The sequence below is a fragment of the Streptomyces sp. Tu6071 genome (genome assembly GCF_000213055.1).
Classification (GTDB): domain Bacteria; phylum Actinomycetota; class Actinomycetes; order Streptomycetales; family Streptomycetaceae; genus Streptomyces; species Streptomyces evansiae.
In genome coordinates this window covers 6,935,824-6,952,568 of sequence record NZ_CM001165.1, presented here as the reverse complement: position 1 = coordinate 6,952,568, position 16,745 = coordinate 6,935,824, and the positions used below count along the sequence as shown (strand labels likewise).

Genomic DNA, 16,745 nt, shown 5'->3' with positions numbered 1-16,745 from the left:
CTCACACGCCCGGCCGTCCCAGCGCCTGCGCCGCCTCGTCCAGGAGGCGGCGCAGGCGCAGTGCGTCGGGGGCGAGCGCGCTCACGAGCACGGCCGGTCCGTCGAGCGGCAGCAGCACGACGCCCGGTGCGAGGGAATGAGCGCCGATCTCGTACTCCTGGAACTCCGGCGCCACGAGCAGCAGTTGCCCGAGCGCGCGGCGTCCCGCCGTACCGGCCGGGCCGTCCCAGCCCGGCGGAGCGCCCGTCCCGAGACACGTCTCCTGGTCCAGGAGCGGGCGTCCGGCGAGGCGGACCGTGAGGCGCGAGGTGATCCGGCCCGGTGACTCGCCGCTGCGGCCGAGGACCTGCTCCTCGCGCAGGGCGAGCCGCGCCCCTTCGGCGAGCGTCACGCGGGTGTGCTGCGCGAGGTCGCAGCCCGCGACGGCGACGACGGGTTCGGGCAGCCACTCCAGGAGCCCGTCCCCGGCCGCCTCCAGATCCACGGCGTACGTGGAACGGGGCGTGGACTGCCCCGGCAGGGCGAGCGTCGCGGCGACGGAGCCGACGCGCAGCCGCGCCCCGGGGCCCGCCTCGGCCCGTACCTCGTACGCGTCCCCGCCGAGCGGACCGCCCATCGCGCCGACGAGCACGACGTGCGCGGCCCCCGGGACGCCCCGCGTGCGGCGTGCCGCGAGCGGGCCCTCGCCGCTCAGCACGGGGAGCGCGGTGCCGCCCCGCCCGTCCGCGCGCGCCTCGATCCGTACCCGCGCGCGGGCCCCGGCGACGGCTGTCGTCATCCGCGCGCCCGCCACGCGCGGTGCTGTGCGCGTACCCACCCGGCGACCGGGCCCACGCCCTCGGGCGTGCGCAAGGACTGGAGGATCACGGGGAGTTCGCCGCGCGCGTGCGCGGCGTCCTTCGCCATCCGGTCGAGGTCGGAGCCGACGTAGGGCGCAAGGTCCGTCTTGTTGACGACGAGGAGGTCCGCCGTGGTGACGCCAGGTCCGCCCTTGCGCGGGATGTCGTCGCCGCCCGCGACGTCGATGACGAAGATCTGCGCGTCCACGAGGCCGCGCGAGAAGGTCGCCGTGAGGTTGTCGCCGCCGGACTCGACGAGGATCACGTCGAGGGGGCCCGTCGCGGCCTCCAGTTCCTCGACCGCCTCCAGGTTCGCCGAGATGTCGTCCCTGATCGCGGTGTGCGGGCACGCGCCCGTCTCGACGGCGGTGATCCGCTCGGGCGGCAGCACGCCTTCCTTCAGGAGGAATTCGGCGTCCTCGCGGGTGTAGATGTCGTTGGTGACGACGGCGAGGGACAGTTCGGCGCGCAGGGTGCGGCACAGCGCGGCGACGGTCGCGGTCTTGCCCGAGCCGACGGGGCCGCCGAGGCCGAGCCGGAGCGCGCGGCGGCGGCCGTCGGGCAGGTGGGCGTCGGCGCTGAGCGCGGGCGGCGCGTCGTGGGCGTGGTCGAGGTGCACGGGGCGGCTCCAGCGGTGCTAAGTGGTGAACAGCTTGTGCGGACGGCGGGCGTGGTGTTCGGCCGCGAGGTCGAGCAGCGGGGCCGCGCGGGCGGGGAGCGCGTCGAGGCCCTCGGTGCGGGCGCGGGCCGCGTGCGCGACGGCTTCGGCGGCCAGAGTGTCGAGAACGGGGGCGAGGCGGGCGAGGACCCGGGTGGCGTCGAGCGGGTCGAGGCTGAGCAGCCGGACGGTGGCGCTCGCGGGGCCTCCGACGCTCTCGTAGAGGCTCGCGGCAGCCGCGTCGGCGGGGCCGAGCCCGGCGGCACGCGCGGTGAGGCCGAGGACGACGGGCTGGTGGAGACCGCGCGGGTGCCGTGCGGCGACGGCGTCGAGCGCGGGGTCCGGCCAGGCGGCGCGCGCGGCGCGCAGGAGCTGGCGGCCGAGCCTGCGGGCCGCCGCGCGCAGCGCCGGGGACGGGGTGCGGGCGTCGGCGGCGTGGTCGAGGGCGAGCGGGTCGAGCCCGTCGGCAGCGGCGGCGGCGAGCGAGGCGGCGACGAGGCCGGTCGTGTGCGCGCGGCCGAGGCAGTACGCGTACAGGTCGGCGGGGCCGCTGACACGCCCGTCCGCGACGGCCTCCTCCGCGCCCCCGGAGTGCGCGTGGCCTCCGGCCGGGAGCCTGCCGTCGGCGAGGACGAGCAGCGCGGCGGGCACGGGCACGAGGGCTCCTTCCTTCGGGTGCGGTCGGTGCGGTGGGGTGCGGGCGGGTGGATGCGGGTGCGGTCGGGCGCGGCCACGGGATGCGGACAGGAACGGGGCAGCGCGCGGGTCAGAACAGGAAGTACCGCTGGGCCATGGGGAGTTCCGTCACCGGTTCGGGTTCGACGAGTTCCCCGTCGATCGTCACGGCGAAGCTGTCGGGGGCGACCTCGACGCGGGGCAGCGCGTCGTTGAGCCGCATGTCCGCCTTGCCGAGGCCGCGCGTCGAGCGGATCGCGGCGAACGTACGGCGCAGGCCGAGGCGTTCGGGGAGCCCGTCGTCGAGTGCCGCCTGGGTGACGAAGTTGAGCGAGAGCCCTGCGGGCGCGGCGCCCATGGCGCCGAACATGGGCCGGGGCAGGACGGGTTGGGGCGTGGGGATGGACGCGTTGGCGTCGCCCGTCTGCGCCCAGGCGATCTGCCCGCCCTTGAGGACGAGGTGGGGTTTCACGCCGAAGAACGCCGGGTCCCACAGCACGAGGTCGGCGAGCTTGCCGGGCTCCACGGAGCCGACCTCGGCGTCCAGGCCCTGCGCGAGCGCCGCGTTGATCGTGTACTTCGCCACGTACCGCCGCGCGCGCAGGTTGTCGGCGCGCCCGTCGCCGGGCAGGCTGCCGCGCCGCCGCTTCATGACGTGCGCGGTCTGCCACGTCCGCAGGACGACCTCGCCGACGCGGCCCATGGCCTGGGAGTCCGAGGACATGATCGAGATGGCGCCGAGGTCGTGGAGGATGTCCTCGGCGGCGATCGTCGAGGGGCGGATGCGGGACTCGGCGAAGGCGAGGTCCTCGGGGACCGCCGGGTTGAGGTGGTGGCAGACCATCAGCATGTCGAGGTGTTCCTCGACGGTGTTGACGGTGTGCGGGCGGGTCGGGTTGGTGGAGCTGGGCAGGATGTGCGGGAGCGAGACGGCCGTGATCATGTCGGGCGCGTGACCGCCGCCCGCGCCCTCGACGTGGAAGGCGTGCAGGGTGCGGCCCCGTACGGCGGCGAAGGTGTCGCCGACGAAACCGGCCTCGTTCAGCGTGTCCGTGTGGATGGCGAGCTGCGCGCCGGACTCCTCGCACACGTCGAGGCAGGCGTCGATGACGGCGGGGGTCGCCCCCCAGTCCTCGTGGATCTTGAACCCGACGGCGCCCGCGCGCAGTTGCGCGCGCATCGAGGCGTACGAGGTGGTGTTGCCCTTGCCGAGGAAGCCGAGGTTGACGGGGCTGTCCTCCAGGGCCTCGAACATGCGGGCCAGGTGCCAGGAACCCGGGGTGATGGTCGTGGCCTTCGTGCCCTCGGCCGGTCCTGTGCCGCCGCCGACCATCGTCGTGATGCCCGAGCCGATCGCCTCGTCCACGAGTCCCGGTGAGATGAAGTGCACGTGTGTGTCGATGCCGCCCGCGGTGAGGATCTTCCCGTTGCCCGCGATGATCTCCGTCTCGGGGCCGATCACGAGGTCGGGGTGCACGCCGTCCATCGTGTCGGGGTTCCCGGCCTTGCCGAGCGCGACGACGCGCCCGTCGCGGATGCCGACGTCGGCCTTGACGATGCCCCAGTGGTCGAGGACGACGACGCCCGTGACGACGGTGTCCGGGGTGCCGTCGGCGCGGCTCGCGCGGGACTGGCCCATCGACTCGCGGATGACCTTGCCGCCGCCGAAGACCGCCTCCTCGCCCGCGCGCCCGGGACCGCCGCAGCGGTCCTCCTCGATCTCGACGAGCAGATCGGTGTCGGCGAGCCGGATGCGGTCCCCGGTCGTGGGGCCGTAGAGGTCGGCGTACGCGGGCCGCGCGAGGGTGTACCGGCGGGGGCTCGGCTCAGACGTCGTCACGGGTGACTCCCTCGTCCGGTGCGGCGGTGGGGGTACGGGGGTCGAGCGGGCCCGCCGTCTCGCCGCGCAGACCGGCGACGAAGCGGGCGCCCGCGAGCGGGACGAGCGCGACCTCGGCGGGGATGCCGGGCTCGAAGCGGACGGCCGTGCCCGCCGGGATGTGGAGCCGCTTGCCGTGCGCGGCGCCGCGGTCGAAGTCGAGGCCGGGGTTGGCCTCGGCGAAGTGGTAGTGCGAGCCGACCTGGACGGGCCGGTCGGCGCGGTTGAGGACGGTCACCACGGTGACCTCGCGGCCCTCGTTGTAGGCGACGGGCTCCTCGGCGTACAGGATCTCCCCGGGAATCACACGGTCCTCCCCCGGCTCAGACGATGGGCTCGTGGACGGTGACGAGCTTGGTGCCGTCGGGGAAGGTGGCCTCGACCTGCACCTCGTGGATCAGCTCGGGGATGCCGTCCATGACGTCGGCGCGCGTGAGCACTTCCCGCCCCGAGGCCATGAGTTCGGCGACCGTGCGGCCGTCGCGCGCCCCTTCGAGCAGGTGCGCGGTGATCAGGGCGACCGCCTCGGGATGGTTGAGCCTGAGCCCGCGCTCCCGCCGCCTGCGCGCCACGTCGGCCGCCACATGGATCAGCAGCCGTTCCTGCTCGTGCGGGGTGAGTTGCACGCGCCTACCACCTTCCACTCGTCCCACGCCCCGCCTGCCCGGGGAGTCCCCCGGCGAGGCGAAGCCGAGGCTAACCGCGAACGGTTTCAGGCGCGTTACATCGAAGGGCGGGCACAAGGGGCCGGAGGTGCGCGGTCACGGCGCGGCAGGAGCGGGCCCGTATACGTACCGGCGGGTCGCGGCCGTCGTCCGGGGCCGGGGCCGGTGGACCGCGTCCGGGACGGGTCAGTGCTGTCCTGGTGGGCGGTGTTCCGCCGCGATGCCGAAGCGGGGGCGGTAGGAGTCGGCCGGGGCGGCGGGCTCGGGCAGGGTCGTGACGATGCCGAGCGAGGTGGGGGTCTCGGCGGCCTCCGCCGCCTCGGCGGCGTCGAGGGCCGCGAGGCGGTCGAGGTCGGCCGCAGGGACCAGGGCGGCGAGGGGTTTGCCGTGGCGGGTGACGACGACCCGCTCCTCGCCGTAGACGACCCGGTTGATCAGGTCGGCCAGCTCGGCGCGGGCTCGCGTCACCGGGATCTCGTAAGCCATGCCGTCCACCTTAAGTCGCGCGACCGCTCTCGCTGTCGGCGTAATCCGGGCGTCTCTGTTGCGCGAGCCCCTTCGGCTGACTCAGACTCACGTACGTTCTGTACAGAATTTACAGGACGTACAAATCGTACGGTCTGCCCGATCCGTGCGTCGTCCGCGTCCCAGGAGGCCCCGCCTTGCAGCCCACCGACCGGTCCCCTCTCGCTCGTCACGTGCTCCCCGAGTTCACCGAGCGCACCAGCTACGGCACACGCACTCTTGACCCGTACTCACGACTCCTGGAAGGTCGGATCGTGTTCCTCGGCACCCCGCTGGACGACACGGCGGCGGCGGACCTGGCGGTACAGCTCATGCACCTCGAATACGCGGACCCCGATCAGGACATCTCCCTCTACCTCAACTGCCCCGGCGGCGAGTTCACCGCGCTGACCGCCGTGTACGACACGATGCGGCACCTGTCGTGCGACGTCGCGACGTACTGCCTCGGGCAGGCCGTCTCCGTGGGCGCGGTCCTGCTCGCCGGCGGGGCGCCCGGCAAGCGCGCGGCGCTGCCCGGGGCGCGGATCGTGCTGCGGCAGCCGGAGCTGCCCGAGGGGATGCGGGGGCAGCCGAGCGATCTGGCCGTGTGGGCCGAGGAGTTGGCGCGCGAGCGGCGGACGACGGAGCGGCTGCTGGCCGCCGGCACGGGGCGGACGGAGGAGGAGGTGCGCGGCGACATGGAGCGCGACCTCGTCCTGACGGCGGAGGAAGCGGTGACGTACGGGATCGTCGACGCCCTCGCGGACCGCCGCGCGCCGCACTCCGGGCCCAGGTGAGCGCGTGGTGCCGCCCGAACTCCCGCCACTGTCCGCGCTGACCCGTGCCGAGGGTGAACTCGTCGACCACTACCTCGCCACCGCCGAGCTGCTGGGCCGGGTCAACCCCGCGCGCGGTGACGACACGTACGCGGCCCTGCGCGCCGCCCAGGCGCTCGTCGCCGAGGTGACGCGACTGCGGGACGCGCTGGCGCTGATGCACGCGCGCGGCGAGACCGCGCTGCACCGGGCCACGCTGGAGCGGGCCTTGCGCGTCCTGGACGGGGAACGCCGGGCGGGACGGGTCGCCGTGCCGCCGCCCGAGGAGGCCGGGGCGGGCGGCGAGAGCGGGGAAGAGGGCGGGCGGGGGCGCTGAAAGAGCCCGCGGGGGCGCGGGGAAGGCGCGTCAGCGCGGGCCGTTCGCGGTGCGCGCGCGGGGCGTGAAGTCCGCGCGGGACGGCGCATGACCCTTCTTAACCCTTCACATGCATGCGCTCCGCGACCCTTCGTGTCCGCTGCGCGACGCGCGGCGGCCGAACGGAGGACCCCCCAATGACGTACGCCTGAGTCGGCGTCACGTCGCCCGCGGTTGCCCTCGCGGTCCGCGTTCCGCCGCGCCCGCACAGCGTTTGCGCTGGTCGAGGGCTCGCCCCTCGCGACTGGAGTCCCGTCCGACCCCCTTTCGCCACCCGATCGCCATACGGGTGACTAACCTCACATAAGCCGGTTTTCATTCGGAATCCGGCGCTGTCGTGCGTCAAGATCGCTCCCGACGACAAGCCCCCGCCGCAGCGGCGGGGCGGTCCGGGCGGACGCCGAGTCCCGCCGCCGCCCGGACGCCAGGTCGACACGGAGTGGATCGGCGGGAGTGGAGGACCCGAGCACGGCGGGTCGGGCCCGGTAACGGGCGCCGGTCCTTGGGGTGAAGCCGCGTGAGCGGCCGGGCATCTTCGCCAGTCCGAACCCGACAGGTCACCCTTCACAGGCGGTTGACGAAGGGTTACGCATGCTGGTGCGCAATCGAGTTCCCGTCCTGCTCTCCCGGACCGGCGCGGTGTCGGTCCTCACCCTCGCCGCCGTGGGCGGCACCGTCCTCGTCCCCGGCGCCTCCGGGGAGGCCTCGGCCGCCGTCCGGATCTCCACGAAGGCCCTCAAGGTCGCGGCGTCCAAGAAGGGCGCCCCCTACCGCTGGGGCGCGAAGGGTCCGCATCGCTTCGACTGCTCGGGCCTGACGCTCTATTCGTTCAAGAAGGCGGGCAAGTCCCTGCCCCGCACCGCCCAGGCGCAGTACAACCGGACCCGGCACGTGTCGGCGGGCAAGCGCACCAAGGGCGACCTGGTGTTCTTCCGCTCCGGCGGCAGCATCTACCACGTCGGCATCTACGCCGGGAAGAACAAGATCTGGCACGCCCCGAAGACGGGAGACGTGGTCAAGCTCGAAAAGATCTGGTCGAAGCGGGTCTCGTACGGACGCGTGCGGTAGGCGTCGGGCGCGCGCGGGACCGTGCGTGTGTCGTGGGCTCGGGCTCGTGAGCACGGCGTTCGTGGGCTCGGGCTCGTGAGCGCGGGGGTCGCGGGCCCGGACTCGTGAGCGCGGCTCGTGAGCGCGGGCTCGTGGATGGGGCTCAGTCCTCCGGCACGACGCCCGCGCGCGCCGGTCGCCAGGGCAGGGCGACCAGGACGGTCTTGCCGCCCTGGGGCGTCGGCACCACGGACAGCCTGCCGCCGTTCTCCGCCGTGAGGAAGCGGATGATCGCGAGACCGCGCCCGTTGTCCTGCTGGACGGCGGCCGGGAGGCGGCGCGGCGGCCGGGGATGGGAGTCGGTGACCCCGACGCGCAGGAGTTCGTCCCGGTCGAGCGAGACGGTGACAGTGAAGAAGGGGGACCGCCCGTCCGTGTGCAGGACGGCGTTGGTGACGAGTTCGGAGACGATCAGGCGCACCGCGTCGGCCATGTCCGCCCGCGCGGGCAGTCCCCATTCCGCGAGGAGCGCGCAGACGAAGGCGCGCGCCTCGCGGACCGAGGCGGCGTCGCTCGGCAGCGTGGCGGAGGCTTCCTGATGATCGGCCATGACGACCTGCCCCTTTCCACCGGGCGCCCGAACGGCGCACCGGGTCGGTGGTTCGCGACAGCCTGCCACCAGCGAGGGGCGCCCTCCGAGGACTGTGCGCCACTGTCGCCCGAAGCGGTGAAGCCTGCTACGGCCGAGCGGATTCCGGGGTACGCGGCGCGCCGTCCCGCCTCGCGAAAACCGGGTGCCCGCGACGCGTGCCGCCTGCTTGGCTGCTCCCATGAGCACACCTGACGACCTGCGCATACGCCACGCCGAGCCCGCCGATGTCGCGCCCGTCCTCGCCTTCTGGCGCGAGGCGGCCGAGGGGACGAGCATCAGCGACGACACCGCGGGCGTCGGCCGCCTCCTCGACCGCGATCCCGAGGCGCTGCTCCTCGCCGAGCGTGACGGCACGCTCGTCGGCACGGTGATCGCGGGCTTCGACGGCTGGCGCTGCTCCGCCTACCGCCTCGCCGTCCACCCCGCGTACCGCCGCCAGGGCATCGCGACGGCGCTCCTCACCGCGATGGAGGACCGTTTCGCCGCGCTCGGCGGTCGCCGCGTGGACGCGATGGTCCTGGAGGAGAACACGCGCGCGCACGGCGCGTGGGGCGCGGCGGGGTACGTGCGGGAGGAGCGGTGGCGGCGCTGGGTGAAGCCGGTGTGACACGACCCGTCGCGACCCCGCCCCGGCTTTCCGCCGACGGCCGCCCCTTCCCCTTCGCTTTGCTCTTCCTTTACTCTTGCGTGACCGGTCCTTTTCGATCCGCGAATCGTGACCCTCCGCGAGCCCTCTCGCGGGGTTCCCAGCGAAAGGTGTGAGCGTCCGCCCATGGGCGAGCCTCCCAGTCCGCGCTCCGGCGCGATTCCCTTCTCCGCCTCCGGAGGGGTCCGGTGACGGAACTCCTCCTCCTCGGCCTCGCCGTTCTCCTCGCCCTCGCCTGCGGTGTCTTCGTGGCGGCCGAGTTCTCCCTCACGACCGTCGAGCGCGGGGCTCTGGAAGCAGCCGCGCGGCGCGGTGAGCGCGGCGCCCGGCACGCCCTCGCCGCCGTGCGACGGCTCACCTTCCAGCTCTCCGGGGCCCAGCTCGGGATCACGGTGACCAACCTGGTCATCGGGATGTTGGCCGAGCCCTCGGTCGCCAAGGTGCTCTCCGGGCCGCTCGGCGCGCTCGGGCTGCCCGCCGGGGCCGTCACGGTGCTCGCCCTCGTACTCGGCACGGCACTGTCGACCGCCTTCCTCATGGTCGTCGGCGAACTCGTGCCGAAGAACTGGGCGATCTCCGCCCCGGAGCGTGTCGCGCGCGCCGTCGCCGGGCCGCTGCGCCTCTTCTCCTTCGTGCTCCGCCCGCTGATCACACACCTGGACACGACCGCGAACCGCGCCGTGCGCCGCCTCGGCCTGGAGCCGGCGGAGGAGATCGCCCCGGCACGCGGGCCGCGGGAACTCGCCGCGCTCGCGCGGCACTCGGCCCGCGCGGGCACGCTTCCGGCGGGGACGGCCGAGCTGTTCGTGCGCACGCTCGGACTCGGCGCGCTCACGGCGGGCGCCGTCATGACGCCCCGCGTCGACGTCGTCGCCGTCGCGGCGGGCGAGCCCGCCGCGCGCGTGCTCACCGCCGCCCGCCGCACCGGCCTCTCGCGCTTCCCCGTGCACCGGGGCGACGGGCTCGACGAGGTGTGCGGCACCGTGCACGTCAAGGACGTCCTGGCGCTCCCGCCCGCCGCGCGCGCGGCGACACCGGTCCGCGCCCTGCTCGCGCCGCCCGTCCTCGTCCCCGCGACCCTGCCCGTGGACCTGCTGCTCGACCGGCTCAGCGGTGCCGGGGCGATGGCGCTCGTGATCGACGAGTACGGCGGCACGGCCGGGCTCGTGACCCTGGAGGACGTCGTCGAGGAAGTCGTCGGCGAGGTGCGCGACGAGCACGACCCGCGCGCCAGGCCCGCGCTGGTACGGGCCGGGAGCGAGGGCGACCGCGCGGTGTGGGCCGCCGAGGGCTCCCTGCGCGTCGACCGGCTCGCGGGGCTCGGGCCCGCACTCCCCGAGGGCCCGTACGAGACGCTGGGCGGCCTCGTCACCGCCGAGCTGGGGCGGGTCCCACGCGCCGGGGACACCGTGCGCGTCGCCGGGTGGGAGCTGCGGGTCGACAGCGCCGACCGGCGGCGCGCCGGGCGCGTACGTCTCCTCGCACCTGCCCCGGACGCGCGGACGAAGGAGCTGAGCCGGTGATCGCGCTGCAACTGCTCATCGGTCTCGCCACGCTCGTGGCGAACGCCTTCTTCGTGGGCGCCGAGTTCGCGCTCATCTCGGTGCGGCGCGCACAGGTCGAGCCGCGCGCGGAGGCCGGGGAGAGGCGGGCGCGCCGTGTGCTGTGGGGCCTGGAGCACGTCTCCGGGCTCATGGCGGCGGCACAGCTCGGCATCACGCTGTGCACGCTGGTGCTCGGCATCGTCGCCGAACCGGCGATCGCGCACCTCCTGGAGCCCGGCTTCGACGCCGTGGGCCTGCCGCACGGGCTCGTGCACCCGGCCGCGTTCGTCGTGGCGCTCGCGCTCGCGACGTACCTGCACATGCTGCTCGGCGAGATGATCCCGAAGAACGTGGCGCTCGCCGACCCCGTGCGCGCGGCGCTGTGGCTCGGTCCGCCGCTCGTGGCGCTCACGCGGGCGCTCGGCCCGGTGATCGCCGGGGTCAACGCGGTGGCGAACGGGGTGCTGCGGCTGCTGCGCGTCGAGCCGAGGGACGAGGTGGCGGCGGCGTTCTCGGACGAGGAGCTGGCGCGTCTCGTGGGCGACGCGCACGCGGCGGGGCTGCTCGACGCCCGTTCCGGGCGGCGGCTGCGGGACGCGCTGGCGCTCGGCCGCAGGCCCGTACGGGACGTGGCGATCCCTCCGGACCGCCTCGTGACGGCACCGCTCGGGACGACACCGGACGGGCTCGTGGCGCTCGCCGCCGCGTCCGGGTACTCGCGCTTCCCCGTCGCGGACGCGGACGGGCGGCCCCTGGGCTACCTGCACGTCAAGGACGCGCTCGGCCCGCGCCCCGCCGACCTCCCCTTCGCCCCGCGCGAGCTGCGGCCCCTCCCCCGCCTCGCGGCCGGGACCCCGCTCGACGAGGCGCTGACCGCGCTGCGCGCCCAGGGCGCCCACCTCGCGGCGGTCACGGCCCCGGACGAGGGGCTCGTGGGCCTCGTCACGCTGGAGGACGTCCTGCGGGAGCTGATCGGCAGGGGGACGGAGCCGGTGGCGGCCTGAGCGGCGGGCGGCAGCGGCCCGGTACGGGGCGGAGGCGACCGGTACGGGCTGTACCGGCCCGAGCGGCGGTACGGGTCGTGAGCCCTGCCGCCGCCGGGCTCGCCCCGTCCCCGTACCGGCCGGTACGATCGCACTCGCCATGTCGATCAATGCCACCTACACCAGCCTGGTCGCCGTCGGGGACAGCTTCACCGAGGGCATGTCGGACCAGTTGCCCGACGGGTCCTACCGGGGGTGGGCGGACCTGCTCGCCGCCCGCCTCGCGACCCGTGCCCCCGGATTCCGGTACGCCAACCTCGCCGTGCGCGGCAAGCTCATCGAGCAGATCGTGCGCGAACAGGTCGGGCCCGCCGCGAAGATGGGCGCCGACGTCGTGACCCTCGTCGGCGGCCTCAACGACACCCTGCGCCCCCAGTGCGACATGGGCCGGGTGCGGGGGCTGCTCGAAGAGGCGGTCGAGACGCTGGCGCCGAGCTGTAAGCAATTGGTGCTCATGCGCAGCCCGGGGCGTCAGGGCCCGGTGTTCGACCGCTTCCGGCCGCGCATGGAGGCGCTGTTCGCGTGCATCGACGAACTGGCGTCCCGGCACGGCGCGTTGGTCATCGACCTCTACGGCTCGGCGGCGCTCGGCGACCAGCGGATGTGGGGCGTCGACCGCCTGCACCTGACCGACGAGGGGCACCGCAGGGTCGCGGAGGCCGTGTGGCAGGGGCTCGGCCAGGCCGCCGAGGACGACTGGACCAGCCCGCTGCCCGCCCCCGTACCCCCCTCGTGGCTCCGGCGCCGCGTCGCCGACGTGAGCTTCACGCGGGCGCACCTGCTTCCCTGGATCGGCCGCCGCCTGACCGGCCGCTCCTCCGGCGACGGCCGCTCGGGCGCGCACTTCAGCCCCGAACACGGCGAGGGCTTCTGGATCACACCCGCCGACCCCGCGAACCCGGGGCCCGTGACGGGCTGGCGACGGCTGGAACCCTGATCCCTCGCCCCCTCCGCGAGGGAGGGGGTGCGAGCAGGGTCCGGGCGACGGTCGCGCGCGTCGCTCCCCGCCCGGCCGAGGGGCACAACTGCTCGGGACCCCGGGGCGGTCTTGGAGCTTCCTCCGAACATGACCGGCGCGGCTACCTGCGGGAACCGCCAAGTAGACTGCGACCTCGTGACTGCGAAGCCCCGTATCCCCAACGTCCTGGCAGGCCGCTACGCCTCCCCCGAGCTGGCCGAGCTCTGGTCGCCCGAGCAGAAGGTGAAGCTGGAGCGCCGGCTGTGGATCGCCGTGCTGCGCGCCCAGCGCGACCTCGGCATCGAGGTGCCCGAGGGGGTGGTCGAGGACTACGAGCGCGTCCTCGACACCGTGGACCTCGCCTCGATCGCGGAGCGCGAGAAGGTCACCCGGCACGACGTGAAGGCCCGCATCGAGGAGTTCAACGCCCTCGCCGGGCACGAGCACGTGCACAAGGGCATGACCTCGCGCGACCTCACCGAGAACGTCGAGCAGCTCCAGACCCGTCTCTCCCTCGAACTCATCAGGGACCGTGCCGTCGCCGTCCTCGCGCGGCTCGGCAAGCTCGCCGGGGAGTACGGCGAGCTGGTCATGGCCGGGCGCTCGCACAACGTCGCCGCGCAGGCCACGACGCTCGGCAAGCGCTTCGCCACGGGCGCCGACGAACTGTTCGTCGCCTACGGGCGGGTCGAGGAGCTGCTGCGCCGCTACCCGCTGCGCGGCATCAAGGGCCCGGTCGGCACCGCGCAGGACATGCTCGACCTGCTCGGCGGCGACGGCGAGAAGCTCGCCGAGCTGGAGCGCCGCATCGCCGCGCACCTCGGTTTCGGCGAGGTCTTCACCTCGGTCGGCCAGGTCTATCCGCGCTCGCTCGACTACGAGGTCGTCACGAGCCTCGTGCAGCTCGCCGCCGCGCCTTCCTCGCTCGCCAAGACGATCCGGCTCATGGCGGGCAACGAGCTGGTCACCGAGGGCTTCAAGCCGGGCCAGGTCGGCTCCTCCGCGATGCCGCACAAGATGAACACCCGCTCCTGCGAGCGTGTCAACGGCCTCATGGTGATCCTGCGCGGCTACGCCTCGATGACCGGCGAGCTGGCGGGCGACCAGTGGAACGAGGGCGACGTCTCGTGCTCGGTCGTGCGGCGCGTCGCGCTGCCCGACGCGTTCTTCGCGCTCGACGGCCTCCTGGAGACCTTCCTGACCGTGCTCGACGAGTTCGGCGCCTTCCCGGCCGTCGTCGCGCGCGAACTCGACCGCTACCTGCCCTTCCTCGCCACGACCAAGGTCCTCATGGGCGCGGTGCGTGGCGGCGTCGGGCGCGAGGTGGCGCACGAGGCGATCAAGGAGAACGCGGTCGCGACGGCCCTGGAGATGCGCGAGAAGGGCGCCGAGCGCAACGACCTGCTCGACAAGCTCGCCGCCGACGAGCGCCTGCCGCTCGACCGCGACCGGCTCGCGGCCCTCATGGGCGACCCGCTCTCCTTCACGGGCGCGGCCCGCGACCAGGTCGCCGCCGTCGTCGCGCGCGTCGAGGCCGTCGTCGCCGAGCGCCCCGAGGCCGCCGGCTACACCCCGGGCGCGATCCTCTGAACCGCCACGCCGAGCGCTCACCGTCCGCCCTCCGGGCCGGGCGGTGAGCGCGGTGCGTTTCACGCCCGAGGAGCTGGAGGCGGCGCGGGGCAAGCTGCTCCCCGACGTCGTGGCCCCGGGGCTCCGCGTGCTGTTCTGCGGCATCAACCCCGGCCTCCTGTCGGCCGCGAGCGGCCACCACTTCGCCCGTCCGGGCAACCGCTTCTGGCCCGCGCTGCACCTCTCGGGGTTCACGCCGCGCCGCCTGCGCCCCGACGAGCAGGGCGAGTTGCTGTCGTACGGGCTCGGGATCAGCAATGTCGTCGAGCGGGCGACGGCGCGGGCCGGGGAGCTGAGCGCGGAGGAGTTCCGTGCGGGCGGTGCGGCGCTCGCCGCGAAGGTGGCGCGGCTGCGGCCCGCGTGGCTCGCCGTCGTCGGGATCACCGCGTACCGTGCGGCGTTCGACGCGCCGAAGGCCGTGATCGGGCCGCAGGAGGAGCGCGTGGGCGGGGCGCGGGTGTGGGCGCTGCCCAATCCGAGCGGGCTCAACGCGCACTGGTCGCTCGCGGCGATGGCGGAGGAGTTCGGGCGGCTGCGGGAGGCGGCGGAGAACGCGTGACGGGACCCTCAGGGAGGGTCCTCCGTCGTCGTGAAGGCGATGAGGGCGAGTGGGAGGCCGGGACCGTGGTGGGCCGTGCCGATTCCCGTCCAGCGGCCGGCGCGGCGCCACAGGTGGAGGTCGGGGACCGTGTGGACGAGGTGGTCCCACGGGGCGGGGAGCGGTGCGTCCCCGGCGCGCAGCGCGGCGCCCGCGAGGGCGAAACGGTCGGGCGGGCCCCAGCCCCGCACCGTCAGGAGGAGTGAGAGCGCCTCGCGTTCAGAATCGAACTGGTCTTCGAACACCGTGTGGGCGGCCTCGCCCTCACTCCCCGTCGGGGCGAGGAGCAGGGTCACGAGGTGATGGCGCGGTCCCGAACTCTCGTACCCCAGGGGTGAGTTCGTTTCCGGGAACGGCAAGGCGCACAGGGACTCGATGGTGTCGAGGTGCTGGGCCGTGCCGCTCATGCGTTCCAGTAAACCGGGCGGCCGTACACCCTCGTACGGCGGGCCCCCGCACCTCCCGTACGCGGGGGCCCACGCGCCTCCGCGCGTCCTCCTCAGACGTCGCGCCCGCTCAGCCGCCGCCACCCCGCGCCGAGCGCGAGCAGCGTCCACAGGGCGAGGACCCCGAGCCCCGTCCACGGGCCGAGCGGTCCGTCCGACGGGTGGGCCCGCAGCACGAGCTGTCCGGCCGTCGCGGGCAGGAAGCGGGCGACTCCGCCGGCCGAGTCGCCGACGACGAACGGCAGGACGAAGAGCACCGCGAGGGTGAGCGAGAGCGTCGCGACGCCGTGTCGCAGCCACGTCGCGACGCCGCTCGCGAGGAGACCGACGAGCGTGAGGTAGAGGGCGCAGCCGATGACGGCGCGCCAGGCCGTGGCGTTCCCCGGGCCGACGGCGGCATCGCCCGTCGCGAGGCGCGCGCAGACGCTCGTGAGGATGCCCGCGAGGAGACCGGCGAGGAACAGGTGGGTCCCCGTGGTGAGCGTCCGCGCGGCGTAGGCACGGCCGCGCCGGGGCACGGCGAGGAGCACGTGGGCCCCGCCGTCGCCCGCGAGCTGGCCCGTCACGACGAGAGTGCCGAAGGCGAGCGCGGTGAGCTGGCCGAACATGACACCGAAGAAGGCGTCGTAGAGGCCGTCGCCGCCGCCGGAACCGGCGGGGAGGAAGGCCACCGCCGCGGTGAGCAGGGGGACGAGGGCGAGCCCGAGGCGCAGCGAACGCAGCGTGCGGGTGCGCAGCCGTTCGGCGCGCACGGCGGCGCCGAACGGGGAGAAGGCGGTCGGGGTCGTCATGCGGGTCTCCTGGGTGGTGGGGGTACGGGGTCGGGGCGGGCGGGCACGGCTCAGCCCTCGGCGGGCGGGCCCTGCCGCCCCCGGTGCGCTCCCGTGCCTTCGGTGAGCGCGAGGTAGGCGTCCTCCAGACCGGCTTCCTCCGCCCGCAGTTCGAGGACCCCGAGTCCTTCCGCCGCGGCGATCGCGCCGACCTCCTCGGGCCGCGCGCCCGGCACGCTCCACGCCCCTTCCTCGCCCGGCACCACCTGGTGGCCCCGCACGCGCAGCGCCTCGGCGAGGCATTCGCCGTCGGTGCTGCGGAAGCGCACGACGCGGGCGGTGCGGTCGGCGAGGAAGGCGTCGAGCGGCTGGTCGGCGAGGAGCAGGCCGCCGCCGATGACGAGGAGGCGGTCGGCGTACCGCGCGGTCTCGTGCATGAGGTGGCTGGAGACGAGCGCGGTGCCGCCCGCGGCGGCGTGGTCGCGCAGGAGTCCGCGCAGCCAGAGCATGCCCTCGGGGTCGAGTCCGTTGGCGGGCTCGTCGAGGACGAGCACGTCGGGGTCGCCGAGGAGCGCGGCGGCGATGCCGAGGCGCTGGCGCATACCGAGCGAGTACGTGCCGGTGCGGCGCCCCGCGACGTCGGTGAGGCCGACCCGGTCGAGCACCGCGTCGACGCGGGCGGCGGGGATGTCGTTGCTCGCCGCGAGGACCCGCAGGTGGTCGCGGGCGGAGCGGCGGGGGTGGGCGGCGTCGGCGTCGAGGAGGGCGCCGACGCGGCGGAGCGGGGCGGTGAGAGCGGCGTAGGGGCGGCCCGCGACGAGGGCGGTGCCGGAGGAGGGGCGGGCGAGGCCGAGCAGGAGCCGCAGGGTCGTGGACTTGCCGGAGCCGTTGGGGCCGAGGAAGCCGGTGACCTGCCCGGGGGCGAGGGAGAAGGTGAGGCCGTCCAGGACGCGGCTCCCGCCGTACTCCTTGGTGAGTTGGCGTACGTCGATCGCTGTCAT

At 74.7% G+C, this 16,745-nt stretch carries 20 protein-coding genes and 1 riboswitch; of the genes, 9 read left to right on the top strand and 11 right to left on the bottom strand.

Annotation, left to right across the window (positions count from 1 at the left end; translation table 11 throughout):
* Position 1 precedes the first annotated feature (1 nt).
* From STTU_RS29575 to STTU_RS29545, 7 genes are all read right to left on the bottom strand, one after another.
* On the bottom strand, positions 2-778 hold the full coding sequence (locus STTU_RS29575; protein ID WP_043257845.1) for an urease accessory protein UreD: 777 nt from the start codon (positions 776-778) through the stop codon (positions 2-4).
* Positions 775-1,458, bottom strand: a complete 684-nt coding sequence (gene ureG / locus STTU_RS29570; RefSeq protein ID WP_007829782.1) for an urease accessory protein UreG — start codon at positions 1,456-1,458, stop codon at positions 775-777. The genes STTU_RS29575 and ureG overlap by 4 nt, the downstream gene beginning before the upstream one ends.
* A gap of 18 nt (positions 1,459-1,476) precedes the next feature.
* A complete protein-coding gene (locus tag STTU_RS29565) occupies positions 1,477-2,154 on the bottom strand; it encodes an urease accessory protein UreF (protein ID WP_007829781.1) in 678 nt (225 codons plus the stop codon).
* Between the two features lie 109 nt (positions 2,155-2,263).
* On the bottom strand, positions 2,264-4,012 hold the full coding sequence (locus STTU_RS29560) for an urease subunit alpha (protein ID WP_043256696.1): 1,749 nt from the start codon (positions 4,010-4,012) through the stop codon (positions 2,264-2,266).
* Positions 3,999-4,358: an urease subunit beta gene (locus STTU_RS29555; protein WP_007829771.1), complete on the bottom strand. Its 360-nt coding sequence runs from the start codon at positions 4,356-4,358 to the stop codon at positions 3,999-4,001. The genes STTU_RS29560 and STTU_RS29555 overlap by 14 nt, the downstream gene beginning before the upstream one ends.
* Positions 4,359-4,374: 16 nt before the next feature.
* Entirely contained in the window at positions 4,375-4,677 is a 303-nt protein-coding gene (locus tag STTU_RS29550) for an urease subunit gamma (RefSeq protein ID WP_007829768.1), read from the bottom strand.
* 225 nt (positions 4,678-4,902) lie between these two features.
* Positions 4,903-5,202: a type II toxin-antitoxin system Phd/YefM family antitoxin gene (locus STTU_RS29545; RefSeq protein WP_043256693.1), complete on the bottom strand. Its 300-nt coding sequence runs from the start codon at positions 5,200-5,202 to the stop codon at positions 4,903-4,905.
* Between the two features lie 176 nt (positions 5,203-5,378).
* Between STTU_RS29545 and STTU_RS29540 the strand changes: the two genes are divergently transcribed.
* The 3 genes from STTU_RS29540 (at position 5,379) to STTU_RS29530 (ending at position 7,479) form a co-directional block, all read left to right on the top strand.
* On the top strand, positions 5,379-6,017 hold the full coding sequence (locus STTU_RS29540) for a ClpP family protease (protein ID WP_043256691.1): 639 nt from the start codon (positions 5,379-5,381) through the stop codon (positions 6,015-6,017).
* Between the two features lie 4 nt (positions 6,018-6,021).
* Positions 6,022-6,372 (top strand): hypothetical protein, encoded by a 351-nt coding sequence (locus tag STTU_RS29535; protein ID WP_007829764.1) that lies wholly within the window; start codon positions 6,022-6,024, stop codon positions 6,370-6,372.
* A 451-nt stretch (positions 6,373-6,823) separates the two neighbouring features.
* Positions 6,824-6,999: riboswitch (cyclic di-AMP (ydaO/yuaA leader) on the top strand.
* A 3-nt stretch (positions 7,000-7,002) separates the two neighbouring features.
* Positions 7,003-7,479, top strand: a complete 477-nt coding sequence (locus STTU_RS29530) for a C40 family peptidase (RefSeq protein ID WP_007829760.1) — start codon at positions 7,003-7,005, stop codon at positions 7,477-7,479.
* A gap of 142 nt (positions 7,480-7,621) precedes the next feature.
* Here STTU_RS29530 and STTU_RS29525 read toward each other — a convergent pair whose 3' ends face one another.
* Entirely contained in the window at positions 7,622-8,068 is a 447-nt protein-coding gene (locus STTU_RS29525; protein ID WP_007829759.1) for an ATP-binding protein, read from the bottom strand.
* A gap of 220 nt (positions 8,069-8,288) precedes the next feature.
* On the opposite strand from STTU_RS29525, the gene STTU_RS29520 reads away from it, so the two are divergent.
* The 6 genes from STTU_RS29520 (at position 8,289) to mug (ending at position 14,489) form a co-directional block, all read left to right on the top strand.
* Entirely contained in the window at positions 8,289-8,717 is a 429-nt protein-coding gene (locus tag STTU_RS29520) for a GNAT family N-acetyltransferase (RefSeq protein WP_007829757.1), read from the top strand.
* 227 nt (positions 8,718-8,944) lie between these two features.
* Positions 8,945-10,279, top strand: coding sequence for a hemolysin family protein (locus tag STTU_RS29515; protein WP_007829755.1), 1,335 nt, complete (start codon positions 8,945-8,947; stop codon positions 10,277-10,279).
* The gene (locus STTU_RS29510; protein ID WP_043256689.1) at positions 10,276-11,304 is read left to right on the top strand and encodes a hemolysin family protein; all 1,029 of its coding nucleotides are present in this window, start codon (positions 10,276-10,278) and stop codon (positions 11,302-11,304) included. Before STTU_RS29515 ends, STTU_RS29510 begins: the two co-directional genes overlap by 4 nt.
* A gap of 139 nt (positions 11,305-11,443) precedes the next feature.
* The gene (locus STTU_RS29505) at positions 11,444-12,280 is read left to right on the top strand and encodes an SGNH/GDSL hydrolase family protein (RefSeq protein WP_007829753.1); all 837 of its coding nucleotides are present in this window, start codon (positions 11,444-11,446) and stop codon (positions 12,278-12,280) included.
* A 177-nt stretch (positions 12,281-12,457) separates the two neighbouring features.
* Positions 12,458-13,891 (top strand): adenylosuccinate lyase, encoded by a 1,434-nt coding sequence (purB, locus tag STTU_RS29500; RefSeq protein ID WP_007829752.1) that lies wholly within the window; start codon positions 12,458-12,460, stop codon positions 13,889-13,891.
* 52 nt (positions 13,892-13,943) lie between these two features.
* Positions 13,944-14,489: a G/U mismatch-specific DNA glycosylase gene (gene mug / locus STTU_RS29495; protein WP_007829751.1), complete on the top strand. Its 546-nt coding sequence runs from the start codon at positions 13,944-13,946 to the stop codon at positions 14,487-14,489.
* An 8-nt stretch (positions 14,490-14,497) separates the two neighbouring features.
* Here mug and STTU_RS29490 read toward each other — a convergent pair whose 3' ends face one another.
* The 3 genes from STTU_RS29490 to STTU_RS29480 form a co-directional block, all read right to left on the bottom strand.
* The gene (locus STTU_RS29490) at positions 14,498-14,935 is read right to left on the bottom strand and encodes a hypothetical protein (RefSeq protein WP_007829750.1); all 438 of its coding nucleotides are present in this window, start codon (positions 14,933-14,935) and stop codon (positions 14,498-14,500) included.
* A 92-nt stretch (positions 14,936-15,027) separates the two neighbouring features.
* Positions 15,028-15,765: an ABC transporter permease gene (locus tag STTU_RS29485; protein ID WP_007829748.1), complete on the bottom strand. Its 738-nt coding sequence runs from the start codon at positions 15,763-15,765 to the stop codon at positions 15,028-15,030.
* Positions 15,766-15,815: 50 nt separating this feature from the next.
* On the bottom strand, positions 15,816-16,745 hold the full coding sequence (locus STTU_RS29480) for an ATP-binding cassette domain-containing protein (RefSeq protein ID WP_007829746.1): 930 nt from the start codon (positions 16,743-16,745) through the stop codon (positions 15,816-15,818).